This is a genomic window from Fictibacillus terranigra, from assembly GCF_030412265.1.
In the GTDB taxonomy this organism is placed as follows: Bacteria; Bacillota; Bacilli; order Bacillales; family Fictibacillaceae; genus Fictibacillus_C; species Fictibacillus_C terrinigri.
The window spans coordinates 238,806-250,868 of the sequence record NZ_JAUHLN010000003.1; the positions used below are offsets into that span (position 1 = coordinate 238,806).

General features: G+C 46.2%; 15 protein-coding genes. All 15 read right to left on the bottom strand.

The window, feature by feature from the left end:
- Positions 1-17: 17 nt before the first annotated feature.
- Complete coding sequence (gene trpA / locus QYF49_RS16380) at positions 18-833, bottom strand: tryptophan synthase subunit alpha (RefSeq protein WP_290400676.1); 816 nt, start codon at positions 831-833, stop codon at positions 18-20.
- Entirely contained in the window at positions 823-2,031 is a 1,209-nt protein-coding gene (gene trpB / locus QYF49_RS16385; protein ID WP_290400677.1) for a tryptophan synthase subunit beta, read from the bottom strand. Before trpB ends, trpA begins: the two co-directional genes overlap by 11 nt.
- A complete protein-coding gene (locus tag QYF49_RS16390) occupies positions 2,012-2,674 on the bottom strand; it encodes a phosphoribosylanthranilate isomerase (protein ID WP_290400678.1) in 663 nt (220 codons plus the stop codon). Before QYF49_RS16390 ends, trpB begins: the two co-directional genes overlap by 20 nt.
- Positions 2,664-3,422: an indole-3-glycerol phosphate synthase TrpC gene (trpC, locus tag QYF49_RS16395; protein ID WP_290400679.1), complete on the bottom strand. Its 759-nt coding sequence runs from the start codon at positions 3,420-3,422 to the stop codon at positions 2,664-2,666. Before trpC ends, QYF49_RS16390 begins: the two co-directional genes overlap by 11 nt.
- On the bottom strand, positions 3,403-4,443 hold the full coding sequence (trpD, locus tag QYF49_RS16400; RefSeq protein WP_290400680.1) for an anthranilate phosphoribosyltransferase: 1,041 nt from the start codon (positions 4,441-4,443) through the stop codon (positions 3,403-3,405). Before trpD ends, trpC begins: the two co-directional genes overlap by 20 nt.
- A gap of 338 nt (positions 4,444-4,781) precedes the next feature.
- On the bottom strand, positions 4,782-5,561 hold the full coding sequence (locus QYF49_RS16405) for a CheR family methyltransferase (protein ID WP_290400681.1): 780 nt from the start codon (positions 5,559-5,561) through the stop codon (positions 4,782-4,784).
- A 164-nt stretch (positions 5,562-5,725) separates the two neighbouring features.
- Positions 5,726-6,169, bottom strand: coding sequence for a nucleoside-diphosphate kinase (gene ndk / locus QYF49_RS16410; protein ID WP_290400682.1), 444 nt, complete (start codon positions 6,167-6,169; stop codon positions 5,726-5,728).
- Between the two features lie 98 nt (positions 6,170-6,267).
- Entirely contained in the window at positions 6,268-7,233 is a 966-nt protein-coding gene (hepT, locus tag QYF49_RS16415; protein ID WP_290400683.1) for a heptaprenyl diphosphate synthase component II, read from the bottom strand.
- Between the two features lie 9 nt (positions 7,234-7,242).
- Positions 7,243-8,091 (bottom strand): menaquinone biosynthetic enzyme MqnA/MqnD family protein, encoded by an 849-nt coding sequence (locus QYF49_RS16420; protein WP_290400684.1) that lies wholly within the window; start codon positions 8,089-8,091, stop codon positions 7,243-7,245.
- The gene (locus QYF49_RS16425; protein WP_290400685.1) at positions 8,091-8,681 is read right to left on the bottom strand and encodes a UbiX family flavin prenyltransferase; all 591 of its coding nucleotides are present in this window, start codon (positions 8,679-8,681) and stop codon (positions 8,091-8,093) included. Before QYF49_RS16425 ends, QYF49_RS16420 begins: the two co-directional genes overlap by 1 nt.
- On the bottom strand, positions 8,678-9,541 hold the full coding sequence (locus QYF49_RS16430) for a UbiA-like polyprenyltransferase (protein ID WP_290400686.1): 864 nt from the start codon (positions 9,539-9,541) through the stop codon (positions 8,678-8,680). Before QYF49_RS16430 ends, QYF49_RS16425 begins: the two co-directional genes overlap by 4 nt.
- A gap of 15 nt (positions 9,542-9,556) precedes the next feature.
- Positions 9,557-10,264 (bottom strand): demethylmenaquinone methyltransferase, encoded by a 708-nt coding sequence (locus QYF49_RS16435; RefSeq protein WP_290400687.1) that lies wholly within the window; start codon positions 10,262-10,264, stop codon positions 9,557-9,559.
- Between the two features lie 3 nt (positions 10,265-10,267).
- Positions 10,268-10,975 (bottom strand): heptaprenyl diphosphate synthase component 1, encoded by a 708-nt coding sequence (locus QYF49_RS16440; protein WP_290400688.1) that lies wholly within the window; start codon positions 10,973-10,975, stop codon positions 10,268-10,270.
- A 113-nt stretch (positions 10,976-11,088) separates the two neighbouring features.
- Complete coding sequence (gene mtrB / locus QYF49_RS16445; RefSeq protein WP_290400689.1) at positions 11,089-11,322, bottom strand: trp RNA-binding attenuation protein MtrB; 234 nt, start codon at positions 11,320-11,322, stop codon at positions 11,089-11,091.
- Positions 11,323-11,346: 24 nt separating this feature from the next.
- Positions 11,347-11,913, bottom strand: a complete 567-nt coding sequence (gene folE, locus QYF49_RS16450) for a GTP cyclohydrolase I FolE (protein ID WP_290400690.1) — start codon at positions 11,911-11,913, stop codon at positions 11,347-11,349.
- Positions 11,914-12,063 lie beyond the last annotated feature (150 nt).

Consider the following 12,063-nt stretch of genomic DNA (forward strand, 5'->3'; position numbering starts at 1 on the left):
AAGACCCTTCCTTTCGGTTAACTGTAAACTTTCAGCGGGACCAGTGCAGCCAGGAAATCTGAAAACGTTTGAAGTGCTTCCCTTTGCTTATCCTCCCTGAGAAGGTCCGGTCCCAGCTCCTCAATTTTTGAAACGATGGTGCTGCCTACGATGAAACCATCGCATTTCTCCTCGAATTGCTGCATCTGCTCTCTGCTTGACAGTCCGAAACCGATGAGAACCGGAACTGAACTTGCCGCTCTCGCATCATTCAAAAAGCGGTCGATTCCGCTTGCAAACGATGTCCTTGCCCCGGTAACACCAAGGGAAGAGATGCAATATAGAAATCCTTGTGAGGACTCTCCGATCTCTTTAAGCCTACCTTCAGATGTAGTGGGTGCAGCGAGAGAAATGAGACTGAGATCATGATCTGAACATGACGCCTGAAGGTCTTTGCTCTCTTCAAAAGGCATGTCCGGAACAAGGAGCCCATCTATTTCGTGCTGTGCTGCCAATTCAAAAAATTTCTGTTCTCCCAATTGTAACAAAAGATTGTAATAAGTAAAGATAATGACCGGAATCGTTAAACCTGCACCTCGCATATCGGAGACGAGCACCATCGCTTTTTCCAGGGTCATATCATTTTCAAGCGCCCGTTTGGAAGCACGCTGAATGACAGGTCCATCTGCGAGCGGATCGGAATAGGGAATCCCAAGTTCAAGAGCATCCGCCCCTGCTTTTTGAAGAGCGATGGCCAGGTCAACGGTAATATCAGGTGAAGGGTCACCTGCTGTAATAAAAGGTACAAACAACGGTGATTTTTTTTGCTGAAACTCTTTTATTCTATTCCCCATGAGCGGCATCCTCCTTCTGCTTTTCAAAAAGTGTATGAACGTCTTTATCTCCTCTGCCCGAGAGGCAGACGATAATATTTTCACCGGATTTCATGCTGCTGGCTTCCTTGAGGGCCTGTGCCACCGCATGTGCGCTCTCGAGAGCGCATAAGATGCCTTCTTCACGGCAAAGAAGATTCAGTGCTTCGAGCGCTTCATGATCCGTAATGTTTTCATATCTCACTCGTTCTGTAGATTTTAAGAAAGCATGCTCCGGCCCCACACCCGGATAATCCAAACCTGCGGAGATCGAATAGGGCTCCTGAATCTGCCCGTCCTGGGACTGAAGCAGGTAGGTCATTGAACCATGGATGACACCTGCGGTCCCATTGGCCATGGTCGCGGCATGCAATCCAGTCAAGAGGCCTTTTCCTCCGGCTTCAACCCCGACTAGAGAAACATCCTCTTCAACGAAGGCGGAAAACATACCGATCGCATTGCTGCCGCCTCCGACACATGCGACGACTTTATCTGGCATGCGGCCATCCTTAATTTGTGCAAACTGGGCTTTTGCCTCGTAACCGATGACACTCTGAAACTCTTTAACGATCTTTGGATAAGGATGGGGACCTACAGCCGAACCGATCATGTAGAAGGTATCATCAACGGATGCTACCCATTGGCGGATCGCTTCATTCGTTGCGTCTTTCAGTGTTTTCGTGCCGCTGCTCACAGGAATCACTTCTGCTCCAAGCAGTTTCATACGGAATACATTTAACGCCTGCCGCCTGATGTCCTCTTCGCCCATGTACACTTTACATTCCAAACCATACCTTGAGGCCGCTGTAGCGGCTGCAACCCCATGCTGTCCCGCTCCTGTTTCAGCGATGATTTTTTTCTTGTCCATTCTTTTGGCTAGAAGCGCCTGCCCGATTGCGTTATTGATCTTATGTGCACCAGTATGGTTCAAGTCTTCCCGTTTCAGGTAGATGGAAGCTCCCCCCACCCGTCTGCTCAGCTTTCCAGCATAGGTTAATGGGGTGGGCCGACCGGAATAGTCGGTCAGTTCATGCTGAAGTTCCTCCATGAAGCCTGGGTTTTCAATCGCTTCCTTGAATCCTTTTTCAAGGTCTTCCAAAGCAAACATAATCGTTTCCGGTACAAATTTTCCGCCAAATTCTCCATATCTGCCCCGGCTGTCAGGATATACTGCTTTCATCTTGCATCATCATCCCTTCTAAATCCTTAATTTTCATACGGCTTTTTTTGCCGTCTTCTTCAATTCCGCTGCTTATATCAATGCCGTGCGGACGATAGTTCAGCAGCTTCATAATATTTTCCGCCTGAATACCTCCCGCGATAAAACAAGCAACGCCTTGCCGTGCGGCCTCTTCTAAATACATGGGCACCGCCTCCCAGTCAAAGGCTGTGCCCGTCCCTCCATATACTCCTTCTACACGGGCATCGATAACGTATGCATCCGCGAATCCTTCAAACTCTTTCATGGAGTTCCATCCGCTTGCCTCATGCCGTATCGCTTTCCATATTGTTTTTCCGGTTACTCGTTTCAGTTCTTGAAGAAAGCCTGGTGTTTCGTCTCCATGGCATTGAATGATATTCAACGGTGCTTTTTCTAAAGCATCCTGCACCTCTTCAATCGTCGGGTTAACAAATACACCTGTTAATTGCAGGTTGACAGGCTGGATCTCCCTAATCCATTGACCCGCGTCTTCCGGATCAACCCTCCGTTTGCTCGAAGCAAAAATAAAGCCTGCAAAATGAGCCAGTGATTCTTTCACAAGAAGGAGATCTTCCTTGCTTCGGCAGCCGCAATATTTAATAAACGGAATTTTAGCTGCCATACAACATTCGGATCCCTTCAGCCGGCGATGATGCGCGCATCAGTGTTTCACCGACCAAGATCGCATCGATGCTGTGGCTTCGCAAGAAATGGAGATCTTCTGTATCTTTTATCCCGCTCTCGCTGACGGTTAAGATGCCCTCAGGTATGTGGCTTGCGATGGCCGCGGTATGGTTAACGTCCGTTTTGAACGTACGAAGGTCTCTATTGTTGATTCCGATCAGTTCAGGAGTAAACTCATTGAGGACGGCTTGCAGTTCCTCGACTGAGTGGACTTCCACCAGGCACTCAAGATCGTGTTCATGGGCAAAACGATAGAGCTCGTGCAGTTTTTGCGGTGTCATCGCCGCAGCGATCAGCAAGATGGCGTCGGCCCCGATATGAGCACTCTCAAGCACTTGAATTTTATCGATAATAAAGTCTTTTCTTAATACCGGAAGGGAGACCATCTGTTTCACCGCTACCAGATCGGCTATATGCCCCTGGAAAAAACGCTGATCAGTCAGCACCGAGATCGCAGCTGCCCCCCCCTGTTCATATTCAGCAGCTATTTCTGCAGGTACATAATGTTCTTTAATCGTCCCTTTCGAAGGCGATGCTTTTTTTACTTCAGCGATGAGTGCAGGGGAGGCTTCTGATGCTCTGATCGCTTTATAGAGAGAGGTCTTCTTTCTGTCACGTTTTAAACTGTAGCAGGTTTCGAGCTTTGTGATCTCTTCTTTTTTTTGTTCAAGAATTTGTTGCAGCATATGGAACTCCTCCTGTATGGTTCTGTATCATCTCTAAATGCCGGATGGCACTGCCATTTTCTATGATGCCGCGGGCCAATTTAACACCTTCACGGATGGTTGAGACTCGATCTGTAAGATAAAATGAAGCAGCTGTATTATAGATCACGATATTTTCCGCAGAAGCATTCGCTTGGCCCCGCAGGACCGCACGAATGAGCTGAGCGCTTTCCTCGCTGGACCCGACCGTTACCTCCTTCGGCTGTCCATATGGGAGTCCGGCATCTTCAGGGGTAAGGATAAATTCGCTCACGTTGCCGTTTTCCACTTCATAAAAGTGGGTCGGTGCGAAGATAGAACATTCATCAAGCCCATCTGCCCCTGTGACGACGAGCGTCCTCTGGTGTTTGAACTCGGCGATGGCATGCGCCATCTTCTTTGCCGTTTCATTGTTATAGGCGCCAATCAGCTGATGGGTCGGATGAGCCGGATTGCATAAAGGCCCAAGAATATTAAATACAGTACGGAAGGAAAGTCCTTTTCTTGTGTGGCTTGCATGCCGGAGGGCCGGATGATAGTTTGGAGCAAAAAGAAAACAAAGGGAAAATTTCTCCAGGTTCTCTACGATATCTGCCGCGTTGCTGCTCGTTGCGATCCCAAGCTGCTGGAGCACATCTGCGCTGCCGCTCTTTGAAGTAACCGCTGAATTGCCGTGTTTGGCAACTTTCACTCCCGCGGAAGACAGCAAGAGGGAGGACGCGGTGGATATATTAAAAGTCGACGCTCCATCTCCGCCTGTTCCGCACGTATCCAGAATTTGCGGATAATCCAGATGGAGAGGTACGGTATGATCCAGTATTGAAGTCGAGAATCCAACGATTTCCTCGATCGTTTCTCCGCGCAGGCGAAGAATCGTAAGCAAACTCGATAGCTGGACTTCCGTTACTTTTCCTTCCAATATTTCGTTCATCATTTGGCTGGCTTCTGCTCGTGTAAAGGTTTCTCCCAGAATGCCTTTTTGAAGCAGTTCTTTGACGGCCATTGCAATTCCTCCTTAATATATTTAGTGCAATAAGTCGGCAAAGATCTATTCATGTAGGGGATAAATAAAAGGAAAGACACAACATGGTTTGTATTCACCTCCATCAAAATGAAGAATGAATGAGGCTAAAGGAGGTACAAAAAAACCATGCACGAAGAGGCATGGGTAGTTTATGTATTCATAACCCTCTGCTCGGCTCCACTCATCATTCTCAACTATTCTCATCTCTAAACTAATCTCTAAACTCTATTCTCGGGTCAAAATTTAAAATCGTTAAAACACAAGATAAAGCATTGTGTTCAATTTGTCAACCCAAAAGCCTGATCACTTTATACCGATCAGGTCAATGGTTTCTGATACAGGAAAGCCTCTTTGGCCTGCAGATCAAAGCGCCCCGGATGAAAAATCTGTTCTGTGCTTCCCACGAACAAATATCCTCCGGGACTCAACGCTTCTGAAAACTTTTGAAACAATGCCTCCTTCGCTTCTTCTGTAAAATAAATCATAACGTTCCTGCAGACGATAAGGTCAAAGTTCTTCTCAAAAGGATCTGCCAATAAGTTATGCTGTTTAAACACGATTGGTTTCCTGAGCCTGTCTGTCACGGTCACGTCCCCTGCCTCCGTACGAAAACAGCTGTTCCTCACTGTACCAGGAACATTTTTTAATGATGACGCAGCAAATAAGCCTTCTTTTGCCTTCCTCAAGGCAATCACATCAAGATCCGTCGCCAAAATGGAATAGCTAAAATCACCGCTTCTCTCCTGCAGCATGGAAGAGAGTGTGTAAGGCTCTTCACCTGTTGAACACGCAGCACTCCATATTTTCAATCGGTTCGTACGGCTTAATAGGTCGGGTATGATCTTCTCCTTCACAACAAGCCATCGTTCAGGGTTCCGGTAGAACTCCGAAACGTTGATCGTCATCCGGTCAAGAAATTCGTCCATCAAAAGACGGTCTCTCCTCAAAGCTTTCGAAAAAAGTGCAAAACTTTCATAATTCTTCTTATCGCGAAAAGCAGCTAGCCGCCTCTTCATCTGGGCCTCTTTATAGAGCGACAGGTCAATGGAAGTCATGGAATGAATGTCTTTTATAAAATTCGAATAATCTAGATCCACATTTCCTACTCCTTTTTATAGTGTTTACCTTTTTTATCGGCAAAAGGGAAACATCCTTAACGCTCATGTAAAGAGTGTAAAAAAAAACAGCCGGATTGAATTGACCCCAAAAAGCATTTTACTTTTTGGGACAATCCAGAACGGCTGGTTTTATAACGCTTACATTAAATCCAAGAAGAAATTGCTTTTTCGTAGTTAACGAGTTCATCTTCCTTGAAGAAAAGACCGATTTCACGAACAGCACTTTCAGGAGAATCAGATCCATGAATGATGTTGTTGCTTACGTTTACTGCAAAGTCGCCGCGAACCGTTCCGGCTGCCGCTTCTGAAGGGTTCGTTTTACCCATCATGTTACGAGCAGTAGCGATTACATTATCTCCTTGCCACACCATAGCGAAAACAGGTCCGGAAGTGATGAAGTTTACCAGCTCTCCGAAGAACGGACGCTCTTTATGTTCTCCATAGTGGTTTTCTGCAAGCTCGCGTGAGATTGTCATCAATTTAGCTCCAGCGAGCTGAAATCCTTTTTTCTCGAATCTTGAAACAATCTCACCGATCAAATTGCGCTGTACACCATCTGGCTTTACCATTAGAAACGTTTTTTCCACAATAGTTCTCCCCTATCTTCTATGTATTGGTTCAGGGCTTGTATGCTAGCTGAGACCCCTAGAAAATAGTATCAAAAATAATACGATTTAGCAATGAGCTAAAATTTGCGCTTGCCAATATATTTTGCAATCTTGATCATGCTGTTTTTCGCTTGTCCCGCTGGAAGCTGCTCGGCGGCGGCCAGCGCATCGGACAAATAGGATTGCGCAGCCCTGGAAGCTCTTTGAATGGATGAACTGGTTTTGATCTGATCGATAATACCGGAGAATTCATCCTGATCCCACGTTTGATAATATCTCTGGATTCTGTGTTTCAGTTCAGGCATCTGCTCCATCGCATAGAAAACCGGAAGTGTGATGTTCCCTTGTTTCAAATCGCCGCCTGCAGGTTTACCCAGTTCTTTTTCAGTTGCTGTGAAGTCCAGAATGTCGTCGGTTATCTGATACGCCATACCAACGGAATAGCCAAAACGGTACAGCTGCCGTTGCAGCTGTACAGAAGCATTGGAGGCAATCGCCCCAAGCTGGCAGCTGATTGCGATCAAGAGGGCTGTTTTTCTCTTGATTCTCCGCAAATATTGCCTGATGCTCTGATCAAGATCGAACTGTTCTTTAATTTGCTGGATCTCACCAAGGCACATCTCTTTCATGGAATAAGAGAGGACTTGATGTGCTGCGATCTGGCGGACATTGGTCATCATCTCGATCGCTTTAGCAAACAAAAAATCTCCTGTGTACATCGCAACTTTATTGTCGTACTGTGATTTTACGGTCTTTGCACCCCTGCGGAGCTCGGCGTCGTCGATCACATCGTCATGAACGAGAGACGCCATATGTATCGTTTCCAGAGCAGCAGCGACTTTTTTCACGCTGCGGACATCATATTCTCCAAAATGTGCGGACAGCAGCACGAAAACAGGCCTGATCCGCTTTCCTCCTGCTTTAAGCAGCTGGCTTCCGGCTTTTTGCAGGATGGGATGGTCTGCGGATATTGACTGTTCAAGTTCAGTTTCAATCTGCTGCAGATCTTTTTTTACATGTGAATAGAGTTCTGTCAGTTTCATAGCGTTCACCTAAATGCCCTGTAAGGAGTAGTCAAAAAAAGTAAATGCAGGAACGGACTCAATCAACGAATGCTTATGGGCGAGCTGAAAGTAGTGCTTAAGCCCTTTCAGATGTTCTTCCCCAAAATCATAATTGATGCCATGAAAATAGTTTGCCCAAAAAGAGTATTCTCCCCCATGTGCCGGAAGAATATGTCTGATCATTTCCTGATAATGGTCTGACTTCGTTTTTTGTTTGCTCTCGGACATCTCAAATAAGAGTTTCTCGAGCAGAGCCGGCTCTCTTTTAATTGTATCGTTCCGCACCGCCATGACTGCGTACGTCATAGGAAGTCCCGTATGATTAAACCATAGTTCACCTAGATCATATACATGGATTTCTTTGTCCTGCCGCCAATCAGCCTTAATCGCATCCTCACCGATCAGCAGGCATGCGTCATGGTCTTGAAGCATCTGACCATAGTGCGGTGCCATCGTTTCGTAAACCGGATTTAGGCCGTAAAATTCTTTAAGAATGATCTTCAGCAGAACGACCGAGGTTGCAGAACTTGAAGTAAGTGCGATTTTCTTGCCATCCAGTTCTCCAACAGCAGTTTTTGAAAATAAGAGAATCGATCCCACTTTTCCAAAGGTGGAAACGGACAGATTGGGAAAAAGGCTGTATTGGCTGCTGTTTTCACCGAATGAAAAGGAAGATATTCCTCCTAGATCGATTTCTCCCCTCGCCATTCTTCGGTTCAGCTCAGCGGGTATCTGAGGAATAAACTTCGAGCCAGTCCTCTCAAATTCATTTTTATTCAAATAAAAAAACATAGGAAGGATGTTTGTATATTTAATCTCGCCGATATTGAGCGCCATTACTCTCCCCACCTCCTAAACAGATCATGCTGGACACCCAAACTGTCCAGCGCTTTGCCGACTAAAAAATCCACCAGATCGTCCAGTGTTTTCGGCAGCTGATAAAAACCGGGCATCGCAGGAAGAATCTTGCCGCCTGCCTGGGTTACTTTGAGCATATTTTCCAGATGTATGCTGTTCAGCGGTGTTTCCCGCGGCACAAGGACAAGTTTCCGCCCCTCCTTCAGCATCACATCCGCTGCCCGTTCAAGCAGGTTGCCGGATGCACCGTGAGCAATGCCGGACAACGTGCCCATCGAGCAAGGTATAATAATCATTCCGCTGTTCTGATAAGAACCAGAAGCAATTGGAGCCTTGAAATTCCTAAGCGTATGATAATGAAGCTCACCCGTGCTATCTTTCTGAAAATGTTCCTGAAGAATAGTTTCACGGTCTTCCGTATCCCAACCTAGTTCTTCATGAAAAACCTGCCAGCCGGCTTCGGTGACCATCAGGTGTACTTTATGTCCGCTTTTCAGCAGTTCCTGAACAAGGCGGACACCATAGATGGCTCCGCTCGCTCCTGTTATTCCTACAGCAAAATTTTTCATAGCAGCAAATCTCCCAATGAGAAAATAAACATCACAATGCTCAGAATTCCGTTCATCGTAAAAAAGGCAACATTCAGTTTAGACAAATCTTCCGGAGAAACCATGGAGTGCTCATAGATCATAATCGCTCCTGATAAAAACACTCCGGCAAAATAGACCCATCCGAACGCGGAAAAGGCACCGAGCACTAAGAAGGCTGTAAAGCTAAGCACATGAAAACAGCGGGCGATAAAAAGGGCTTTTGGAATTCCGAAATAAGACGGAATGGAATACAGCCCATGATTTCTGTCATAATCCGCATCCTGAGTGGCATAAATCACATCAAACCCAGCTGTCCAGAACACCACACCGGCATAGAGCAGAAAGGCTTCTGCCGAGAGAGTTCCAGTTGCTCCGACCCAGCCTCCCAGCGGGGCCAAAGCAATCGTTGCTCCCAGAATCACGTGGCATAAGTAGGTAAAGCGCTTCGTATAGGAATAGAATACTAGAAAAAAAACAGCCAGCGGCAAAAGCCACACGGAAAGAAGGTTAAGCTGTGAAGCACTGACAAACAGCAAAACAAAAGAACCGGCAATAAATAATACGGCTTCTTTCATGCTGATTAATTTTGAAGGGATGGCCCTTGTTGCCGTCCTTGGATTTTTTTGGTCAATCCTTGCGTCGATGACACGGTTTAGCGTCATCGCTGCGCTGCGCGCACCGACCATGGCAAGAGTAATCCAGATCCATTCGCTGATCGATGGAAAAGATCCTTCCTCCACCACATTACCAAGTATGGCCCCCAAAAATGCAAACGGGAGCGCAAATAGAGTATGTTCAAACTTGATCATTTCAAGAATGATAGCTAATTTCTTAAACACAAGCGATCTCTCTTTCTATGTTTGTTTAATTCCCATATGCATGGCAGCCGTTCCAAACGTATAAGGCTTAACGGTTACATGGGATAGACCGGCTTCTTCGAATAAAGTCTTAAGCTCATTTCTGTCCAGGAATTCTCCGGCTGATTCCTGAAGCCAGGAATATTCACTATAGCTCTTTGCCAGAAGTTTCCCCAGGAACGGCATAACGACCGAGAAGTAAAAACGGAATACATGCTTAACGACAGGTGTGGTAGTCTGAGAGGTTTCCAGGCAGACCACTTTCCCGCCAGGCTTTACGACACGGTGCATCTCCCTGATTACCTGGAGATAATCAGGAACGTTCCGAAGACCGAACCCGATGGTCACGTAATCGAACGTATTATCGGGAAAAGGCAGCTCCATAGCATTTCCATGGATCAACTTTACATTCGTGCACCTGAGTTCTGAAACCTTTTTCTTGCCGACTTCCAGCATGTTCTGGCTGAAATCCAGTCCGGTTACAGACCCGGATGCCCCGACCGCTTTCGCGAGAGCGATGCTCCAATCCCCTGTGCCGCAGCACACATCAAGCGCCTGGCTTCCTTCTTTCACGGCCATGCGTTTCATCGTATCATTTCGCCATCTGGTATGCTGTTTAAAGCTGATCACGTTGTTCATAAAATCATATTGGCCTGAGATTTTTTCAAAGACCGAATGGACCCGCTGTTCTTTTAAATGTTCCATCGCTTATCCTTCCTCCGGCAATAAATAGTGAGGTGCTTCAAGCAGTGCCCTCATTCTCTTTTCCATGAATGGCTTTAATATGTCCGGCTGCTTTTGTGTCTTGAGCCTATGACGGGAAAGCAGCAGATCATTTTTGATCTGATGATGATAATCTGAAAAAAGAGGATCAGGGCATTGAGAAGCGGCAGATACAAACAAAAACTCAGAGATAAAAGGAATGAACTCTTCCTTGCCAAAGTGTCGTGCCACCCTCGACAGGATCCCAGCCTCCAAGCTTTTGATTCCGCTTGTGATTTCTTCGGGTTTTGATTGTTTGCTGTAGTAAAGCCTCATCTTGCTCTCGTTCACATCCTGAATCCCGAGTGAAAGTGCCCGGATGAGCGGGAGATCTTCACAGAGAGACAGCATGAAATAGTACAGGCTGCTGTAATAATCTCCCGCCAGAACGGTTAATTGCCGTCCTTTCACATTGTCCTTTTCAATCTGAAGTATGTATTCATGTGTATCGAGCGCACTTTGAACGAGCATTACAGCTGCGTAATATTCCTGCAATTCTTCGCCTTCCAGCCCGCTTTCTCTCAAAAGCGAATACGCAATGAGGCATTTATCCTTGTTCATCCGGGGAACATCGACATACTTATTTAAAAAGGAATGTTCCATCGTACGTAAAACGTATTCATTTAATTTTTTTATTTCTTGGATGATCTTCATGTCCCTGCCCCCACATCCTGCAAATACAGCATACTCTATCTATTATGTATTATATCATACAGGCCACTCAACAATCCTTTACGCCATAAAGAAAACTTGGCTCGAGCCAAGCTTTATACTTCCGTGTCAACTTCACCATGCCTTGTATATATGACCGCCTTGCCCCGTACTTTGACTGCTGATGTATGCTCAGTGAACTGCGCCAGCATGACCTCGCCCTTATCCAGTTTCTCCGAGTGGTGAAATCTGGTCTCCGTCCCTCTGGTCAATCCTATGACGTTAACACCGTTTTCTTTCGCTTTGATCACAAAAAACTCATTCTCGTTCATCTTCTCGTTCGCCTTCATGCCGTCCACTCCATTTCCTTTAAATTAACCGCGAATAAACGTTAAGACTTCTGCCCTGGCGGCTGCATCCTTCACAAATATTCCTCTTACTGCAGATGTAATGGTTTTAGAGCCCGGCTTCTTCACACCGCGCATCGTCATGCACATATGCTCTGCCTCGACAACGACAATGACACCATGCGGGTCAAGCGTTTCTACCAGCGCATCAGCAACATTAGAAGTAATTCTTTCCTGCAGCTGCGGTCTTCGGGTCACCGCCTCGACTGCTCTTGCAAGTTTGCTGAGCCCGGTAACTTTTCCTCCTCTTGGGATATAGCCGATATGCGCCTTCCCAAAGAATGGGACAAGATGGTGTTCACACATGGAATAGAACGGAATGTCTTTTACAAGAACCAGTTCCTCATGGTCTTCCCCGAAAATCGTAGCAAAATGTTCTTTAGGATCCTGGTTCAGACCCTGAAATACTTCCTGGTACATTTTAGCCACTCTTTTGGGTGTATCAACGAGTCCTTCTCGGGATGGGTCTTCTCCAATGGCCTCAAGTATCATAGTTACTGCTTGCTGTATTTTCTCCTGATCGAATTCCTTCACTGCGGTAGCCTCCATTTTCATTCCTGCAACGTTTTATGTAGGTTCATTCCCACGTTCGCTGTACGTTTTCTAAAACCGATTCTAGCATATGTAACAAGCAATGGCAAAAAAGGAAGGCTCCTGGCGCATTTTTCTTCCAAAATAAAAGAA

Excerpts from the sequence above, each read along its gene's own strand:
- trpA (WP_290400676.1), bottom strand. The coding sequence starts at position 833 with ATGGGGAATAGAATAAAAGAGTTTCAGCAAAAAAAATCACCGTTGTTT.
- trpB (WP_290400677.1), bottom strand. The coding sequence starts at position 2,031 with ATGAAAGCAGTATATCCTGACAGCCGGGGCAGATATGGAGAATTTGGC.
- QYF49_RS16390 (WP_290400678.1), bottom strand. The coding sequence starts at position 2,674 with ATGGCAGCTAAAATTCCGTTTATTAAATATTGCGGCTGCCGAAGCAAG.
- trpC (WP_290400679.1), bottom strand. The coding sequence starts at position 3,422 with ATGCTGCAACAAATTCTTGAACAAAAAAAAGAAGAGATCACAAAGCTC.
- trpD (WP_290400680.1), bottom strand. The coding sequence starts at position 4,443 with ATGGCCGTCAAAGAACTGCTTCAAAAAGGCATTCTGGGAGAAACCTTT.
- hepT (WP_290400683.1), bottom strand. The coding sequence starts at position 7,233 with ATGAAACTGACAGAACTCTATTCACATGTAAAAAAAGATCTGCAGCAG.
- QYF49_RS16420 (WP_290400684.1), bottom strand. The coding sequence starts at position 8,091 with ATGGCGCTCAATATCGGCGAGATTAAATATACAAACATCCTTCCTATG.
- QYF49_RS16425 (WP_290400685.1), bottom strand. The coding sequence starts at position 8,681 with ATGAAAAATTTTGCTGTAGGAATAACAGGAGCGAGCGGAGCCATCTAT.
- QYF49_RS16435 (WP_290400687.1), bottom strand. The coding sequence starts at position 10,264 with ATGGAACATTTAAAAGAACAGCGGGTCCATTCGGTCTTTGAAAAAATC.
- QYF49_RS16440 (WP_290400688.1), bottom strand. The coding sequence starts at position 10,975 with ATGAAGATCATCCAAGAAATAAAAAAATTAAATGAATACGTTTTACGT.
- mtrB (WP_290400689.1), bottom strand. The coding sequence starts at position 11,322 with ATGAAGGCGAACGAGAAGATGAACGAGAATGAGTTTTTTGTGATCAAA.